We start from the raw sequence: 18,445 nt of genomic DNA on the forward strand, positions 1-18,445 counted from the left end.
AAATCATTTCCGTTTTGTTTATCTAAGGAGAGTATAGCACGTTTGTTCGTGTAGAACAAGCGTTCTTTTTTTATTTTTATTTTATTTTTCAGCCAACCAAGTAAGAATCGAGATTACGAAGGCTATAATCGGTCCTAATACAACTGCACCAAATATTAAAAACAATAGCCCTTCTCCGAACACCCGAACGCTACTTGTTTTTTGGACTTTCATCGTTCTTGCGAGTTCTCCCTCTAACCTCTTCACCTTTTCTTCTAATTGTTCTACTCGTTCCATCATTTCATTTTCCATATACAACACCTCACACTAATACTTCAACAAAAAAACGTGATTCCCTCGAAAGGAATCACGTTTTCTCACAATATAATATTATACCCAACCTCTGAAGCGACTTGCTTCAGCCATTTTACGAACACCGACCATATACGCTGCTAAGCGCATGTTCACTTTACGAACTTGTGCTGTTTCATAAATAGAATCAAATGATCTTACCATTACTTTTTCTAAACGTTGTTCTACTTCTTCTTCAGTCCAGTAGTAACCTTGGTTATTTTGTACCCACTCGAAGTAAGATACCGTTACACCACCAGCACTTGCTAATACGTCTGGAACAAGTAAAATGCCGCGATCTGTTAAAATTTTAGTTGCTTCTAATGTTGTCGGACCATTTGCAGCTTCAACAACGATTTTTGCTTTAATATTATTAGCATTTTCTTCTGTAATTTGGTTCTCAATTGCAGCTGGAACTAAAATATCGCAATCAAGTTCTAACAATTCTTTGTTTGAAATTGTATTATTAAATAGTTTTGTTACTGTACCGAAGCTATCACGACGGTCTAATAAATAATCAATATCTAATCCGTTTGGATCATGCAATGCACCGTAAGCATCTGAGATTGCAATAACTTTCGCGCCTGCATCATGCATAAATTTAGCTAAGAAGCTACCAGCATTACCGAATCCTTGAACAACAACGCGCGCACCTTTAATATCAATGTCGCGTTTTTTTGCAGCTTCGCGAATACAAATTGTTACACCTTTCGCCGTTGCTGTTTCACGTCCATGTGATCCACCTAATACAAGTGGCTTACCTGTAATAAATCCTGGTGAATTAAATTCATCAATACGGCTATATTCATCCATCATCCATGCCATAATTTGAGAGTTTGTGAATACATCTGGAGCTGGAATATCTTTCGTCGGTCCTACGATTTGGCTAATTGCTCGTACATAACCGCGGCTTAATCTTTCTAACTCACGGAATGACATTTCACGCGGGTCACAGATAATTCCACCTTTACCTCCGCCGTATGGTAAATCAACAATACCACATTTTAAACTCATCCAGATTGAAAGTGCTTTCACTTCGTTTTCTGTTACATTCGGATGGAAGCGAATTCCACCTTTCGTTGGACCAACAGCATCATTATGTTGTGCACGATATCCTGTAAATATTTTAACAGTCCCGTCATCCATACGAACTGGTATTTTCACTGTCATCATACGAATTGGTTCTTTTAATAATTCATATACTTCGTTTGGATAACCCAATTTTTCTAATGCTTCACTAATAACAATTTGTGTCGAATTCAATAGTTCAAAATGTTGTTCCCTTTGTTGTTGTGTTTTTGTTTGAGTTCCCTTTTCGGCTACCATAGTAAGTAAACCCCCTGTAATTTCACTTGTTTAGTAAACCTTCATTGCCTAGTATACACCGTTAAATTTGGAATGCAATAGAAAACGCTAACAAATATATACAAACTATTTTCTGTTGCAAGCGTTTTCACTATCATTATAGTCCTTTTATTGCTTTTAGAAAAGTAAAATACTTAAATATTTAAATATTTTTTATTTCACTTACATACAGCGCCTTGAAAAGATATATTTAAATACAATAAAGAATGCTCAAGTATTTATAATTCACTCTATACCATGAGTCGTTTTGAAATTTTCAGACCATACTTTTAGTTTTTCCAAATAAAAAAACAAAACCTTAGCCATGTTATATTAGCTAAGGTTTTGTTTTTTTACAAAGTAATGGTGTATTTGTTCAATTGCTTGAGAAGCCATTAATTCTTTACCGTACTCCATTAAACGATAAATAGTTGCTGTAGACGGATTACCATATTCCGCTAAAATAGCTATAAAATCTGCCTTCAGTAATTGAACTTGCTCCTCTTCTTCCATCCAAAGATAGAAACGCCCATCCCACGTAAATAGCTTTCCGCCAGTTACATCAAGGTTATATAAACGATTCGACAGGTTAATTACGTCATCTAGTGTAGCAAACTCATAAAGTATATGCTCGCTTTCATCTAGAGTCACTTGCATTTCAATAAACTCGTCACGGAACTCATCATCTGTATCCACATCTTGATGTTCTTTCGTTACAATTACGACCATTCCTTGCGCTTGTAGAGAAAATACTTCAACTGCAATCGGACCATCCGCTTCAAATCCTAGTTCCTTATTTGCTTCTTGCATCATATCACGAAATAATTGCTGAACTTTCGGTGCATTTCTCCACAAATCTTCTTTCGTTAATCCTCGTTCAGATAAATCATCAAATGTTAAGAAAATTTTTATCTTATTGTAATTTAATCGTTCCAGCCTCATCTCATACCCTCCCTGCGCAACCAGTGAATATAATTTTTATTATATGAAATAGAAAATAGATGGTTCTTTTCGAACAACTATTCTAACATTTTTAACCAATCATCCCATTCTTCTTTCGTATCACCAATTAAGCTTGTTTGAATGTTCAACTGATCTCGAGCACCTATTTTTCCTATAAACCCAGCAGAAAGGTTCTCACTTTTTTCTTGCAACAAACTCAAGTAATTCATCGCATTCTTAAGTTCTCTTCCGTCATCAAAAGAGACTACTACATATGTAGGCTGTATTTGCTCAACAGCTAACAAAATACTATCTTCTGCTAAGTTCGACCTAATATATATCACCTCATATCCTTTTAAGCGTAAATACGTTGAGAAAACAAATCCTTTCAACATATTATTTTCTAACACAACAACTTTGTGTATAGAAGAAAACGATGATGCATTATGATACACCATTCCTAGACGAGTTTGTAAAAATGATACGACATATTGGAATTGCACCATTGTAACTTCATTATTATTTTTTAACGTTAACAATTTATTTGTCACTTGAAGAATCATACTTGCTATAACTTTTTCTGTTGCATAAATACTAAAAGCCTCGTTTAACAATGCAGAAGTTGTAATTTCATCAAATTTTAACAAAGCTTGTAGTAAATCGTCCACTAAAACAACTTCTTTATCGTAATGTATTTCTTCTTGAACATTACTCTGCAAACGATTCCCTTCTAATAATTGAACTGCTTGTCCAATCATCATACCAGAAGAAACTTTGTCCATTAACCATTTCAAAATTTGAATATGCTCTTCTGTATATAATCGATGCCCCGCATGATTCCGCTTTGGGGCAATAATTTGATATCGTCTTTCCCACGCACGAAGCGTACTCGGCTGAACTCCAATTATATTCGAAACAGCTTTTATGTTATATTTTCCGTTTAGAGTTGGCATCATTTCCCTCCGCATAACGTAATAATATGTGTTTGAGCAGGTGCTCGAAAGCGAAGTGGAATCAGCGTCGTTCCATATCCATTACTAACAAAAAGAGTCACATTGGAATGCTTATATACGCCACCTTTTAAATATTTTTTAGACGGGAATAATCGAATCTGTCCTCCATGTGTATGCCCACTTAACACAAGTGAAATTTGTTCTTTTCCAGACATTTTATTTAATATGTCAGGGTTGTGGCTAATTAATATACGAAAACCATCTTCTTTACAATCAGCCAACGCTAAATCTAAACGATCTCGTTTCAAACCAACATCATCTACACCAAGCAAACAAATTTTCTCTCCTAATTCAGACTCAAATATAACTCTTGTATTATCTAAAACTTTCACATTATTTTCTAATAACAAAGCATCTAATTCGTGATATTCAATCTCATAATCATTATTTCCCCATACAAAATATACAGGAGCTATCTCTCTTAACTTTTGTATATTTGCAGAGATTTTTGATAAAGGGACACCTCTTTCCGCTAAATCACCACCAATAATTACAAGATCTACTTTTCCTTTTACTTGTTCAATTAACGTACTTGGAATGACTCTTCTATGAATATCAGAAATAAAAAACACCTTTACTTTTTGAAAACTTTTCGGAAATTCTTCAAATATTAAAGTATGTTCTAACACAGTATTACGCATTGCTTCTGTATACATTACAAGAAGAAATATAATACCAATACATATGAGAGTACTTAATAAGATAATCCATATCATATATTTTTTACTCCCTTCCTCATAAAGATAATCCTCAGTTTTTATAACAAGTATTTTACTAGCTCTCCTGCTTTGCGGACTTATCTTTTATCGGAATTTTTATTTCTTGACCCACACTCACTTTATCTTCTTGTAAATCATTATACTTTTTAATCACTTCGATCCCAGTTTCATCTGAAAAATATTGCTTCGCTATACTTTCTAAAGTTTCTCCCTCTTTCACCGTATGCGTTACTACTTTCTCAGATGGTGACTCAGATTTAGCTGAATCAAAGAAAATGACCTCAAATGCACTTTTTCCAGCGTTATTACCATCACTTTTCACTTGAATATATTTATCTGTATACCATAAGATACTAATTGGTAGTAATATGAATAGAAATGTTAAAACTCGGACGAAAATATGATTCATTTTAAACTTTTGTTTTTTCTCTTTATTTCTATGAATTTCACTACGCGGCGGTAAACCTTCTTTTTCTTCTACTCGCTCAACTTCTAATTCCTCTTCAAAATCAGGAATTCGTTTTCTCATGTTGTTCACCACCACCTTCCATTTATTTTCTTAATTGGAGTCCCATTATAAAATCAACAAGAAAGTGTGCAAAGATTGTTATAAACAAATTTCCTGTCCATTCAAATACATAACCAAAGACAAAACTAATGAAACAGACGAAACAAAACAAAAATGGCTTTTTTATATACCGAATATGTAACACTGCAAATACTAAACTCGCTATTACAATTCCAAAGTGCGTCTGCACTACACCTCTAAATAAAAATTCTTCTGCAAAACCGATAATGAACGTAATAGCGAGTAGATGCATAACTGACATTCCTTGAAACATCCTATCGTTAATACCACCATCATCAAACCAAGACTCTGGAAATACTCGCATTGCAACATAATCTAATAACACAATACCAATTGCTAATAAGCCACCTATTATAAGTATAGACACCGGTTCCCATTTCCACAGACTATACACCGATTTTATATCTCGGAATAATATATACGCTAGTAAACAGCCGATACCGATAATAATGAACTGTGTGATATACAGATTCAGCCTTATTTCTTTCGGACTCATATCTTCAATATTATGCCTTTGAATGTTCATCATTCCCCCATCTTTTCTAGACCGAAAAGCTTTTGTAACTCTGTTTCCCAATTATAGTCGAAATCCGATTGTTGCGCTTGTCTTTTTTTATAATCTGTTTTTGTAATACTACAATAGTCACAGCAATTTTTTAACTCGTTCTCTTTTCTATAACCGAACTGTTGCAGCAAATATTCACGTCTACATCCTTTCACTTGTATCCATGATTTCATGTTTTCTAGCTCACTATATTTATTACGCAGCCTTATTTCTACTTCAGCTATTAATCTGTTCATAATTTCATCTGACAAGCTCTCTAATTTTAATTTTCGCTGTTGTATGATTCCAAGCTGTTCGAGATGATAGCGGATGAAACGCCAATATTGTTCATTAAATCTTGCTGCATTATAACAAATTTCTTCTACCTCTTCTATTGGTAATTCTTTCGTTTGAAACATTCTTTCTTGTAGTAAAGAAAATAAAAATTTTATTTGCGACTGACGTGGCAATTCATCTTCAATTATTGAAATTGGCAAATCGTGATCTAACGGACTACATAGTAAGATAGCTATACTCGGTTCACCATCTCTTCCAGCCCTTCCAATTTCTTGTAAATAAGAAGCTATATTAGTCGGATAATGGAAATGAATAATATATCTCGTATTCGACTTATTTACTCCCATACCAAAAGCACTTGTGCATATTACAAGCTGCAACTGGTCATTCATAAATTGCTGTTGAATTAACATACGCTCTTCATGTTCCATACCGCCATGATAAAAAGCGACACCTGTCACGCCTTTTCCTCTTAAATATTCCGTTAAACGTTCTGTCCACGCTCTGCTTGAACAATATACAATCCCTGGCCCTTGTAAATACATCACCTGGTCCAAAAGCGCTTCTTTCTTCTCTTCTATCGTCTCCACAAATTGTACTTCCATTGCAATATTTGGACGATCAATAGAGTATACATGCTGCGCAACATTCTTTAAACTCAAACTCTCTGCTATATCTCGAAGTACATCTTTCGTCGCTGTTGCTGTTAATGCTAGCACCGCAGGAGACCCGATATTCTCAATGACTACATTTAGTTTTTTATAGTCTGGTCTAAAATCATAACCCCATTGCGAAATACAATGAGCCTCATCCACAACAAATAATGAAATATGAACTTTCTTCAATTCTCTTATTAACAATTCCGACTGCAACATCTCTGGTGAAACAAAAATAAATTTATATGAAGCTAATTTTTTCATCGCTTCTCTTTTTTCATATACTGTCCGAAAACTATTAAATGCTATCACTCGGTTTTTCACAACATACTTTAATTGTGTAACCTGATCTTCCATCAAAGATAATAATGGTGATACAACAAGCACGGTTCCTTCTTGCATTAGCCCTGGAAGTTGATAGCACATAGACTTCCCTCTTCCAGTCGGAAGCATCGCTATAACATCTTTTCCTTCCAATAAATCTGTAATTACCCCTTTTTGACCTGGACGAAATTCAGAATATCCAAACCACCTATATAAATATTCCTCAAGTTTCATTTATACCCTCCATCCGTGCCAATACAAGACGGACCTCAAAATAGGAGATATCTTCTCCAACCGCTTGTTTCAACTCACGCAACTTACGTGTTTGTAATGCATCAATTACTTTTGTTACTTTATCTATTTTGTCTTTTTCCATAAACATCTCGATAGAAAAATCTTTCTCTCGCAATGCAATTTCAACAAAATGATCTTCTATCGTTGCAACCTTTAAATTTCTAATTGTCGCTATTTCATCTAAAGAGCGCCCTTGTCTCCAAAAATTATATGTTTTTTTCGTTGATAAACTAAATAGTTCAGCTCTCTCATTTGGATAAGAGATAATCTCAGCTAATAGCGGAAATTCATTTTCTTTATCACGAACTTCTTGTATAAGGAAGTGAATTGTACCCCAAAATAAAAAGTACACCCTGAATATATCTTGTTTCGTAATTTCCGCTAATTGCTGCAATGTATAACCGATACGTTTATATCCTGTTAATCGATATGTTACAATCGTCGCTTCTATCGCATTACCTTTTCCTAGAAGATTATGTATTTCTCCCCATAATCTTTTTGCCAATTCACTTCGCCTATACGGTATACCTGTTAAAAAGCGTTTTACCCACACCATTATTTCTGTATCTTGTTGAATAGGAATAAACTTCGTATTATTCTGTTGTAAATTAGATATAGTTTGAATAATTAATGATAATCTTTTCCAAAATGTTTCACCTAATTCACCATAGTGCAAACCATGTAAATGCGCTGGAAAAGCATACACTTCCTCCCATGTATGTAACTGCATTTTACCTTTAGATGTTAACAAATATGTATTTTCATGTATTTCTTGAATCAAATCTGCTTGCAACAACTTTGCAACTTCACGATCATATTCAGTTCTATTTAACGATTTATATATTCCAAACAAAAAAGAAATTCGGAACATATTTCCATCTTGTAACGTTTGCGAAGAACGTTTTCCCTTTAATAAATAATAAATAGAAGAAACGGTCCTTTCACCATTCAATTGTTTTAAACAATACAATAAAGTATATTGTAGTTGCATTACCGCTTCCACCTTTCAATCTAACTTAATTGCTTTTTTGTATGATTACAACGTCTACCGTTACTGATTAAACTTATCATATCGGCAATATATACTTGTATATATTCTATTGTACCAAACGAAATAACATTTACGTATTTTGAAAATCTTATGACATAATTCAAAAATTAGTTGACACTCTAATTGATAAGCATTATCATTATAATTTTATGTTGAAAAGTTTTAAAAACCGTTTTACAATAAGATTATAATTTTTATGGCGAGCTTTTCACATACATATTATCAGGAGGGAAAAAAGATGGCAAAATATACAATCGTTGATAAAGATACTTGTATCGCATGTGGTGCTTGCGGCGCTGCTGCACCAGACATTTATGATTATGATGATGAAGGTATTGCATTTGTAACGTTAGACGATAACCAAGGTATCGTTGAAATTCCAGATGTATTAGTTGAAGATATGATGGATGCATTCGAAGGTTGTCCAACTGACTCAATTAAAGTTGCTGACGAATCATTCGACGGCGATGCTTTAAAATTCGAATAGTCTTTTATTAACTTCAAAAAATACCCCTCATTAATTAGAGGGGTATTTTTTGTTTTTTTATTTTCATTCTCCTTAATAAAAAACCATTAGTAGTTCCATACTACTAATGGTTTTATTTTACCCCGCTATTTGCCAGGCCGTAAGACCCCCACCTCAAAATTCAACGAAAACAAAGAAGTTAGGTGAGGGTCGGGCTGCCCGTAAAGGCCCGATTGGTGAGGAATGATAATCAGCGGGAGAGGAACAAAACCCCCACTGATTAAAGTTTCACTTTATATTTTATGCATTTTTCATTTTTGCAAACACCCATACTTTCAGGCGTGAGAATAACGCTACAAATACAATTGTCACAACAATTCCTTTAATCAAATTAAATGGTAAGATTGCCGTTACAACCGTTGTTCTTATAGCCTCGCTAGACATAGCTGGTGAATTTAAAAACCAAGTGTAAGCTGGGAATATAATGATGTAATTTAATACACTCATAATGAGCGCCATTGTAATTGTCCCTAGCATTAATCCTGTCGTTAAGCTCTTAACAGTACGATACTTCCTAAATAAGAAAGCTGCCGGTCCAATAAATAAACATCCTGCAATAAAGTTAGCAATTTCTCCAACTGGCACTCCCGTTAAACTCCCTTGAATCCCGTAATGTAAAATATTCTTTATCGCCTCTACAATTATCCCTGCAACTGGCCCGAAAATAATCGCAGCAATTAGAGCTGGTACATCACTAAAATCAATTTTTAAAAATGGCGGAAGCCCTGGGAACGGGAAATCCAACATCATCAGTAAATATGCAATACTACTTAGCATTGCTACACTCACCATCTGCACTACACTGTTTTTTTGTTTCATCTTTCTCTCTCCTTTTCCATCGATCATCTCATGGAAAGTGGAAAGGTTCTGCTATGCCTACTTTTTCATAGAACGAAAAAACCCTTTGTGTTTTACACAAAGGGAGAATTTAAGGCACATCAAACAGACGTTCAAATTCATATCTTTTTTGAACGCTTGAACCTCCATCTTCTCCCATCCAGACTGTACTGTCGGCTTTGGAATCACACCAAATCCTGCCTTAACGGCTCGCGGGCTTAGAACAAAATCACATATAGTTCATCACCGCCGGTCGGGATTTTCACCCTGCCCCGAAGATAGACCGATATTCTATTTTCCACTTCATTATACAACAACACGATTGTATTGTGAACAAAAAAAGTGTAACTTATTAAAAATAAGTTATTAATTTTATATAATCAAAAACCAATCACTATATTTTACAATACACCCCAGTTTTTTTACAATTCGGCATTTCTCCTATGAATCCCCTAGTCATATATAATTAAAAGTGATAAGATGTTGAATTGTTAAGATAAGAACATTTTCTGGATTATGGAGGAAATGTCATGAAGAAAGAAAAGAGACACTCTATTCGAGAAACAATGAAAAAAAACTTAAGAAAAGAATACTTTTATTTAAAAAAAGAATTACTTTTCTACTGTCCAATTGATTTAGGCACATTCTCAAGAGAGACATACTATGCTGCTTTCGACGAAGATGGCATCAGTATTTATCAGTATGATAAAAAAACAGAGAGTAAATTAAAATTGTGTGAGCGTCATCCGTGGAAGAATTGGAATAAAGTGAAGGTGGATCATTATTTAACAACTTCTCAATTTATTTTTCAAGGTGAGCGGAACTGGATATTATCCCTTTTTCAAAAAGGAAAAGAAGCTCAAAAGATAATCGAAGAGCATACATCTTTACAAACTGAAGTTGTTTCCCGCTCTTTCTTAAAAAAACTTCCAGGTTTCCGTTCTAATGCACCGTTGAATAAATACATCGGCAGCATTTGCTACACTGCACTTATTGCATTTTTATTAAAATGGATGATTCCATTTCAAGCACCACAAATCGCCTTGTACTCCATTTCAATCGGCTGTATGCTTCTTGGTTTACTTTGTTTGACAATCGGTTTAATTGAACCGACTATTGTACTGTTTCGAACAAACGAAAAAACAAGAACAAAAGTATTTTACTTATATAGCTACTTAGCTATTTCTGGATTTATATGTGTCTTTATTTTTTGGTAAAAAAGAGCTAGTTAAACTAGCTCTTTTTTTCACTTTACGTATAATTGTTGATTTTGATAAATCAGCTCTTGCTGCAAGCCGTTTTTTTCTTTAATTTCCTTAACTGTCATACTAAATTTCCGGGCAATACTAACTAAAGTGTCCCCTTTTTGCACGACATATAACGATGAGGAAACGACTTCATTTCTTTGTTCATTTAAAACAAGCAATGGATTCATTGCATTCTTTTTCGCCATCGTCCATCTACCTTGATGAACTTCTAAATGTAAGTGTGCACCTCGCGATTCTCCCGTATTTCCTACTTCTCCAATTATTTTTCCTTTTGAAATATTATCCCCTTGAACTACATATCTCTTATTTAAATGTGCATACACAGCCTCATATTCTCCATGTTTAATAAATACAACGTTTCCATAACTACTTGAATAATAAGACTTTGTTACCTTCCCCTCTTGAATAGCTGCCACAGGCGCGCCGATCGGTGCCGCTATATCTATACCGTAGTGTTTTCCATGCCTTGTCCCAAAATAATCACTTATCTGCCCTTCAACAGGCCATGTCCATCGATTTCCATCTGCGTACACATGTAATTGAGATAAAAACAGTACTGTCAATAACATGACGCCACATTTTAACACTTTCATATATATCCTCCGTTTTCTAATTAACACCATACCTTCTCTATTTTGGTATATTACAGAAAAAAGTATACAAAAAAAGAAAGTGAATCACTCCACTTCCTTTTCTTTTTTATCACGAAAAACGATTGCACTGCGATTATACTCCACATCTTTTACTTGTAATCGAGCGTTTATTACTCTAGCTACTGCAAACAAATAATCAGATAATCTATTTACATACTTTAGAACAACTTCATTTATTTCCCCTTCTTTTTGTAAAGACACGATACATCGTTCTGCCCGCCTTACAACTGTACGTGCAATATGAATAGCTGCTGCCGACTCACTTCCACCTGGTAAAATAAAGCGCTCTAACGGCGGTGCTTCTTCTATATACGAATCAATCCTTCTTTCTAAGCTTTCGACCATTTCGATCTTTACTTTATAAGAAATTTTCCCCTCTACTATCGCCAAGTCTCCCCCGCAATCAAATAGTTCGTGTTGAATATTTTCAAGTTCATTGTAAATATCTCCAAAAGACCCGCCTTGTAGCTTCGTCATCGCATATCCAATATGAGAATTCGCCTCATCTATCGTGCCATATGCTTCAACTCGGATATCATCTTTATCCACTCTGCCGCCTATTACACTTGTTATCCCTTTATCTCCTGTTTTTGTGTATAATTTCATCGCTTCACGACACCCCTCTTATTATTCTTCATTCGACTACGATAGAAAAAAAGTTCTACTATTATTTATTTACAAAAAAATAAAAAACAGTAGAACTTTATGTATTATCAACTTTAAAAACATATATCTAAATTATACGATTTGGTAAATATACAGAGAATGTAGTTCCCTCTCCAACAACACTTGAAACAGCAATTTTGCCATCATGGCCTTGCACAATATTTTTTGCAATCGCAAGTCCGAGTCCTGTTCCACCTTTTTTTCCACGTGTCCTTGCTTTATCAGCTTTGTAGAAACGATCAAATAAAAATGGAATATCTTCTTCTGGAATGCCGGCACCCGAATCTTGCACTTCAAAAATAAGCCCATTATTTTTCGTATCAATTACAAGCGTTACATGTCCGCCTGCATTCGTATGACGAATTGCGTTATCAATTAAATTCGTCAATACTTGTTCCATACGATCTGCATCAAACGGGTATTGCTCAATTGGATTTTGGAAATCAACCGTTAATGCGACTTCTTTATCCTTTGCAATTCCTTGGAATTTACGACCTATTTTTTCAACGAAAGGATGAATATCAACTTCACCTATATGTAACTCTACATTACCGCTTTCCATACGTGCTAAATCTAATAATTCATTTACAAGTTTACCTAGACGAACGGATTCATCATAAATGATTTGAACAAACTCATTAATTTCTTCTTTCGTTTGCACAATATCATCTAAAATCGCTTCACTATACCCTTGAAGCATTACCATCGGTGTACGAAGTTCATGTGATACATTCGCAATAAAGTCTTGACGCATCTTCTCAAGACGACGTTCTTCCGTCATATCACGCAATACAGCTACAGCTCCACGAATTTTCGTTTGGTTGTAAAGCGGCGTCATAAGAACTACATAGTTACCTTTTTGTAAATTAATTTCAACCACTTGTTGTTGTTCGCTTTCTACAACGAGATGGAATAGCTCAACAAGTTCAGAAGGTAGTTTTTTACTCAACTCTACTTCCTTTTCTTCTTGCCAAACTTGTAAGAAATGTTCAGCCGGCGGATTGATTACAACGACTTCACCTTCTTGATTTAATGTAATAACCCCATCTGCCATACTACTTAAAATACTAGCTAACTGTTCTTTTTCTTGCTGCAGGGCATTCATATTAAACTTCAACTGTTTCCCCATTTGATTTAAGGCCGTTGCAAGCTCGCCAATCTCGTCCTGAGATACCATAGGAGCCTTCGCATCAAACTTCCCACGCGCCACCTCAAAAGCAACCTCACGCATTTTACGGAGTGGTGCTGTAATTCGAGTAGACAAGAAGAATGCAAAGAAAGTTGTTAATATAATCGCAATCCCTGCTGATAAGAAAATGAAATCCGTAGTTCTCTCCATACCTTGTATCGGCACTTGTAAAGATTCATATACAAACACTGCACTTTGATTTTTTGACTGTACTGGTTTTCCGACAATCATAATATCATTTTCAGTGTTTTTATTCTTTCTACTATTAGAGGCTTTTCTAATGTTATTCTTAATTTCTTTTTTGTCTGTAAAAACAGCCGCTAATTCTTTATCTTCTTTCAAATCATTCATTGTAAGAGTGACTAACCCTTCTTGTTTCGGCGAAGAAGATATTTCTTTACCATCTTCTACGATAATGATCCTTGAAAGTGGATCAGAGAATTTGTACGCGATATTCTCAATCGTTTTTACATCGGCACCTTCTTCAATTAACTCTGAAACACTTGTTGCAACTTTTTGAAGCCTTGCTTCACTCATATCAACATAATATGTTCTAAAAAACTGTGAAAGTAAAATCGCAACAAATCCAAGCACAAACGAAACGAGAAGTAATATGGTCATCCATAACTTCCCTACTACACTTCTCCAAAGCATCAGTCGTTCACAACCTCAAACTTGTAACCTACGCCCCAAACGGTAACAATCATCTTCGCAGCATCTGGTGATTTTTTGCTTAACTTCTCACGCAAACGCTTTACATGCGTATCCACTGTACGTAAATCTCCGAAGAATTCATATTGCCATACTTCTTTTAACAATTGCTCACGATCAAATACTTTATCAGGCGCTTTCGCTAAGAATAATAGTAATTCGTACTCTTTCGGTGTTAAGTTCACTTCATTACCATCTGCTGTAACACGGTGTGCATCATTATCAATTGTTAAATGAGGGAACACAGTAACATCTTTTGTCGTTGTATCTTGTGTAAAGAATGTTGTTGGTACAGCACGACGTAATACCGCTTTCACACGAAGCACTACTTCACGCGGGCTAAATGGTTTCACAATATAATCATCCGTTCCTACCTCAAACCCTTGTACTCTATTTACTTCTTCACCTTTTGCTGTCAGCATAATAATTGGTGTTGCTTTCTTCTCACGAACCCCTTTACATACTTCGATACCGTCTTTACCAGGCATCATAAGATCCAATAGGATTAGATCATAATCATTTTGTAACGCCATTTCTAAAGCTGTATCACCATTATCCGCTTCTTCAATTGTGTATTGTTCTCTTTCTAAATACATTTTCAATAAACGGCGGATACGATCCTCATCATCTACAATTAAAATTCTTGATTCATTTTCCATTTTTACCCGCTGTGTATTTTTACCACAACGGTTCACACCTACCCTTCTATACTATTATGTTGCGCTATTCTCGTTTATTTAAGCACTTCTCTAAATGTTTCACTTTCCACATTATGCTTCACAAGAATAATAAATTTTGTTCAATTTTTTTCCAAAACTATGTATTTTTTTTGAACAGTATATAATGTCCTCGACATCATTTTACAAAATCAACTGCTACTTTGTCATGTTTTTCTCAAAAAAGAAGAAAAGTTGACAAAAATAAAATAGGAAAGTGACATTCACTCTCCTATTTTATTTCTCTATGCGTATGAATGTAAACCCGCGATAATTAAGTTTACTACAATAAAATTAAACATAATGATTGCAAAACCAATTACCGCTAACCATGCTGACTTCTCTCCGTGCCACCCTTTTGATAAGCGTAAATGTAATACCGCCGCATAAAAGAGCCAAGTAATAAGCGCCCAAACCTCTTTTGGATCCCAGCCCCAAAAACGTGTCCACGCTATTTGAGCCCAGATCATCGCAAAAATTAGTGCACCTAATGTGAACACTGGGAATCCAATTGCAATAGACCGATATCCAATTTCATCTAACAAATCACTATTCGTATTTTTCACTAACGGCTGAAGCGCCGCTGATACTCGTTTACGTAAAGTAAGCCTTAATACGATATAAAGTAACGTTCCGACTAACACAGACCAAATTACAGTATTTAATTTTTTCGCATTTACAATCGCTGGAACTTCAACTGGCGGCTCTAATTTATTTTCTGTCAATAACTTTCCTTCATGCGGTCCAACTAAAGCCGGAAGATTGTACTTCATCTCCATTTGTTGCTCATTCTTATCAATCCATTGAAACTTCGCTTCATATTTCATACTAGAAAATACCGTTGTTACTCCAATAAACCCAACTGTACAAACAAGTGTAAACACGACCGTTTCTAACCAAAATGTACGTTTAGTTCTCGTTGATTGGTCTACATTTTTCAATAAATACATAACACCCGTAATAAAACTAATTGCTAAGATTGCTTGTCCTGCTGCTGCAGTCGTCACGTGAATATGTAACCAATTACTTTTTAAAGATGGGATAAGCGGAGATATTTCCCTTGGAAACATACTTGCATAGGCAATTAATAAAAGAGCAACTGGCAATGCAAATAGTCCAATTATACTTACGCGGTACATAAAATACATGACAATAAATGCTCCGACAAGCATCATGCCGAAAAACGTACCGAATTCAAAAAAGTTACTAACTGGTGCATGACCTGATGCAATCCACCTCGTTACAAAATATACTGTTTGTGCAATAAACCCTAAAATTGTAATCGTTATTCCTACATTTGCCCATTTATGACCCTTTTCTTTAATTGCTCCCCCGAAAAATAGAGTGGCAATCAAATATAAAATAAATGCGGTAAAGAGAAAGTTACTACTTATTTGCACCATATCGTTTCCCCACCTTAACTAATTTTTTTATCGACTACTTTATCGCTCGGCTGCGGAATTGCTGTACCCTCTAGTACTCTTTCAATATCTTTCTTTAAACCGAACCAATTTTTATTTGTATGTCCTGCAATCCACCATTCATCATTAACGCGTTGTATCCAAATACGGCGATGATTCCAATACATTCCTTGAATTACACCAACCATAAATATAAATCCTCCAATACCGAGAATCCAAAGCGTTAAATCTTTCCTTACAGTAAGTGCTGTTGCATTTTGCATTTCAACACCTGCAAACGACATTTTATATTTGTTATTCCCATCTGGTTCTATATTTTGCTGAATACCAACAAAACTCACTTCACCATCTGGTGTTTCAGGCGTAAACATTTTAAACACAAATGCAGGATTATTCGGTAATTTCGTTTTTGTATTTGGTCTTCCATTCTCATCAAAATAAAAATCAGGAAAATAGCTTAATAGTTCTAAAGAATAACCATTTCCTAAATCATATTTTTCTGCAGGATTCGTTAAATCAACTTTAATCGGTCCCCACTTTTGATTATTTTCTTTTTTTTGCAAGTTAAAGGACATACTTTTAAATTCATTTTCTTTATAATCCACTTGATAAACAGCGAATTGATCAAATTTCAGCGGTTCATTCACTCGAATTTCCGCTTCTTTTACTTTTTCTAATTTCGGACTTTGCCCTGCTATATTTTCACCTACCGCTTTATACAATACAGCATTCGTTTGGAAGTTTTTCGCAATCATTTTATCGCCTACACGATCAATCGCTTCATCATAAACTTCCTTGTCCTTACTTTTATCATAAACTTCCCTGATAAACTTCTCATTTTTTAAATAGTATTGCCCATCCGTCCCTGGTATTTCTTTCGTTTCACCATCACGTAACCAAAGCGCTTCGTCTACGTACATACTCGGTAAAAAACGAAGCATTGCACCGAATAAAAAGATAATGAGACCGATATGATTCACATATGGACCCCAGCGTGAAAACCGTCCCTTTTCAGCTAAAATGTTACCGTCTTCCACCTTCACGTTAAAGTTCGTTTTCTTTAAATTCATTTGGATTTTTTCCAAATCACCATCTTGTGGTGTACCAGTTCCGTATAATCGTTGTCTCTTTAAAAAGCTAGGGTGTCTTTTCACCCCTTGTTTTTTTAAAGCTTTATACAGGGGAATGACGCGATCTAAACTACATATCACAAGTGAAATACCAATTGAACCAATTAAAATCATATACCACCACGAACCGTATAAATTATTAAATCCTAATTGATAGTATAATTGTCCTAAAAATCCGTATTCTTGTTTATAATATTCAGCTGGTGCAATCCCTGGAGTTATGTACATTTCTTGCGGAAAAATAGTTCCTATCGCTGATGCAGCTAAAGTGATTACAATGAGCCATACACCCACTTTTACAGAAGAGAAAAAGGTCCAAATTTTATCGACTATCGTTTTTGTTTGCGTGAGAGATCTCCGCGCACTCCCCTCATAGCGCATATCCAATAGTTTTATATTTTCATTGCTTTCAAATGGTTTCCCGCAAGCTTCACAAAAAACGGTTCCTATTGGATTCACATGTCCACATTCACACTTAATTTCTTTCAATACTCTCACCGCCCCTGTATCTATATGTACTATTGTATATTCTAACCTAGAGTTACCGCAATACTCAGAATTTTTAAACCGAAGGCGCTATAGGTAAGCGCCTCGTATGTAAAGGCTTTCTTTATTACGGAGTAATTTTCTTTAAATACTCCTCCAATTGTTCCTTCGTTTGTTCACCTTTAATCTCTTGAATCACCTTACCATCTTTATCAATCAAGAAGCTTGTTGGTAATGGTATTACTCCATACGTTTTTATAATTTCTCCACCTTTATCGATTGCAACCGGGAACTTAAGATCGTATTGTTTCACAAAATTCTTAACAGCAATATCCGTTTCATCTGCATCTAGCGCAATGATTTCTACGCCTTTTTCTTTATACTTTGGATATAATTCGTTCATATATGGCATTTCTTTCTCGCAAGGTTTACACCAAGTGCCCCAAAAGTTTAAAAATACACCTTTTCCCTTTAAATCTTTTAATTCAATTTTCTTCCCTTCTAAATCTGTTACAACAAAGTTAGGTGCTTCTTTTCCGATTTGCATTTTCTCTTCTTCAGTGAAATATCCTTGATAAAGTGTAAATCCTACAGCACCGCATAAAATGAGCAGAATAATAACACGAAATAATAAGCGATTTTTTTTCATATTGTCTCCCCTCTCTTCGACGAGTGATGAATATATGTATTTTTTAATAAATCACCAGCGGAGCATTCCACTGGTGAAAGTTTCACAATA

General features: G+C 35.0%; 19 protein-coding genes and 1 riboswitch. Of the genes, 2 read left to right on the forward strand and 17 right to left on the reverse strand.

The features are described 5' to 3' along the window. Positions 1 to 81 precede the first annotated feature (81 nt). The 9 genes from QCI44_RS20635 to QCI44_RS20675 form a co-directional block, all read right to left on the reverse strand. Complete coding sequence (locus tag QCI44_RS20635; protein ID WP_016134005.1) at positions 82 to 291, reverse strand: hypothetical protein; 210 nt, start codon at positions 289 to 291, stop codon at positions 82 to 84. A gap of 78 nt (positions 292 to 369) precedes the next feature. Beyond that, a complete protein-coding gene (gene gudB, locus QCI44_RS20640; protein WP_000225171.1) occupies positions 370 to 1,656 on the reverse strand; it encodes an NAD-specific glutamate dehydrogenase in 1,287 nt (428 codons plus the stop codon). Positions 1,657 to 2,007: 351 nt separating this feature from the next. Next, a complete protein-coding gene (locus tag QCI44_RS20645; RefSeq protein ID WP_098986191.1) occupies positions 2,008 to 2,616 on the reverse strand; it encodes a genetic competence negative regulator in 609 nt (202 codons plus the stop codon). Between the two features lie 77 nt (positions 2,617 to 2,693). After that, the gene (locus tag QCI44_RS20650) at positions 2,694 to 3,569 is read right to left on the reverse strand and encodes a MerR family transcriptional regulator (RefSeq protein ID WP_116349055.1); all 876 of its coding nucleotides are present in this window, start codon (positions 3,567 to 3,569) and stop codon (positions 2,694 to 2,696) included. Continuing rightward, a complete protein-coding gene (locus QCI44_RS20655) occupies positions 3,569 to 4,345 on the reverse strand; it encodes a metallophosphoesterase (RefSeq protein ID WP_016088657.1) in 777 nt (258 codons plus the stop codon). The genes QCI44_RS20650 and QCI44_RS20655 overlap by 1 nt, the downstream gene beginning before the upstream one ends. A 58-nt stretch (positions 4,346 to 4,403) precedes the next feature. Next, positions 4,404 to 4,877: a LysM peptidoglycan-binding domain-containing protein gene (locus QCI44_RS20660; protein ID WP_016088658.1), complete on the reverse strand. Its 474-nt coding sequence runs from the start codon at positions 4,875 to 4,877 to the stop codon at positions 4,404 to 4,406. Between the two features lie 22 nt (positions 4,878 to 4,899). Beyond that, the gene (locus QCI44_RS20665; RefSeq protein WP_033660049.1) at positions 4,900 to 5,463 is read right to left on the reverse strand and encodes a CPBP family intramembrane glutamic endopeptidase; all 564 of its coding nucleotides are present in this window, start codon (positions 5,461 to 5,463) and stop codon (positions 4,900 to 4,902) included. Beyond that, positions 5,463 to 6,992 (reverse strand): RecQ family ATP-dependent DNA helicase, encoded by a 1,530-nt coding sequence (locus tag QCI44_RS20670; protein ID WP_098986189.1) that lies wholly within the window; start codon positions 6,990 to 6,992, stop codon positions 5,463 to 5,465. Before QCI44_RS20670 ends, QCI44_RS20665 begins: the two co-directional genes overlap by 1 nt. Next, positions 6,982 to 8,043, reverse strand: a complete 1,062-nt coding sequence (locus QCI44_RS20675) for a YpbB family protein (protein ID WP_016088661.1) — start codon at positions 8,041 to 8,043, stop codon at positions 6,982 to 6,984. Before QCI44_RS20675 ends, QCI44_RS20670 begins: the two co-directional genes overlap by 11 nt. A gap of 298 nt (positions 8,044 to 8,341) precedes the next feature. On the opposite strand from QCI44_RS20675, the gene QCI44_RS20680 reads away from it, so the two are divergent. Continuing rightward, positions 8,342 to 8,590 carry a ferredoxin gene (locus QCI44_RS20680; RefSeq protein WP_002171129.1) on the forward strand — a complete coding sequence of 83 codons (249 nt, stop codon included), beginning with the start codon at positions 8,342 to 8,344 and terminating at the stop codon, positions 8,588 to 8,590. Positions 8,591 to 8,869: 279 nt separating this feature from the next. On the opposite strand, the gene QCI44_RS20685 is transcribed toward QCI44_RS20680, so the two are convergent. After that, on the reverse strand, positions 8,870 to 9,448 hold the full coding sequence (locus tag QCI44_RS20685) for an ECF transporter S component (protein ID WP_000810851.1): 579 nt from the start codon (positions 9,446 to 9,448) through the stop codon (positions 8,870 to 8,872). Positions 9,449 to 9,610: 162 nt separating this feature from the next. Beyond that, positions 9,611 to 9,750, reverse strand: a riboswitch (FMN riboswitch). A 246-nt stretch (positions 9,751 to 9,996) separates the two neighbouring features. Here QCI44_RS20685 and QCI44_RS20690 point away from each other — a divergent pair. Further along, on the forward strand, positions 9,997 to 10,683 hold the full coding sequence (locus QCI44_RS20690; protein ID WP_016088662.1) for a hypothetical protein: 687 nt from the start codon (positions 9,997 to 9,999) through the stop codon (positions 10,681 to 10,683). Positions 10,684 to 10,712: 29 nt separating this feature from the next. On the opposite strand, the gene QCI44_RS20695 is transcribed toward QCI44_RS20690, so the two are convergent. The 7 genes from QCI44_RS20695 to resA all read right to left on the reverse strand — a co-directional run bounded on the left by QCI44_RS20695 (position 10,713) and on the right by resA (position 18,355). Further along, positions 10,713 to 11,327 (reverse strand): peptidoglycan DD-metalloendopeptidase family protein, encoded by a 615-nt coding sequence (locus QCI44_RS20695; protein ID WP_016088663.1) that lies wholly within the window; start codon positions 11,325 to 11,327, stop codon positions 10,713 to 10,715. An 84-nt stretch (positions 11,328 to 11,411) separates the two neighbouring features. Beyond that, a complete protein-coding gene (locus QCI44_RS20700) occupies positions 11,412 to 11,993 on the reverse strand; it encodes a cob(I)yrinic acid a,c-diamide adenosyltransferase (protein WP_016088664.1) in 582 nt (193 codons plus the stop codon). A 127-nt stretch (positions 11,994 to 12,120) separates the two neighbouring features. Next, complete coding sequence (gene resE / locus QCI44_RS20705) at positions 12,121 to 13,896, reverse strand: sensor histidine kinase ResE (RefSeq protein WP_098986187.1); 1,776 nt, start codon at positions 13,894 to 13,896, stop codon at positions 12,121 to 12,123. Continuing rightward, complete coding sequence (gene resD / locus QCI44_RS20710; protein WP_000426861.1) at positions 13,896 to 14,612, reverse strand: DNA-binding response regulator ResD; 717 nt, start codon at positions 14,610 to 14,612, stop codon at positions 13,896 to 13,898. The genes resE and resD overlap by 1 nt, the downstream gene beginning before the upstream one ends. 302 nt (positions 14,613 to 14,914) lie before the next feature. Next, positions 14,915 to 16,072: a cytochrome c biogenesis protein ResC gene (gene resC / locus QCI44_RS20715; protein WP_016088667.1), complete on the reverse strand. Its 1,158-nt coding sequence runs from the start codon at positions 16,070 to 16,072 to the stop codon at positions 14,915 to 14,917. A gap of 14 nt (positions 16,073 to 16,086) precedes the next feature. After that, positions 16,087 to 17,709 (reverse strand): cytochrome c biogenesis protein ResB, encoded by a 1,623-nt coding sequence (gene resB / locus QCI44_RS20720; protein WP_116349054.1) that lies wholly within the window; start codon positions 17,707 to 17,709, stop codon positions 16,087 to 16,089. Between the two features lie 124 nt (positions 17,710 to 17,833). After that, positions 17,834 to 18,355 carry a thiol-disulfide oxidoreductase ResA gene (gene resA / locus QCI44_RS20725; protein WP_016088669.1) on the reverse strand — a complete coding sequence of 174 codons (522 nt, stop codon included), beginning with the start codon at positions 18,353 to 18,355 and terminating at the stop codon, positions 17,834 to 17,836. Between the last annotated feature and the right edge of the window lie 90 nt (positions 18,356 to 18,445).

This window comes from Bacillus cereus group sp. RP37 (assembly GCF_040459695.1).
Taxonomy (GTDB): domain Bacteria; phylum Bacillota; class Bacilli; order Bacillales; family Bacillaceae_G; genus Bacillus_A.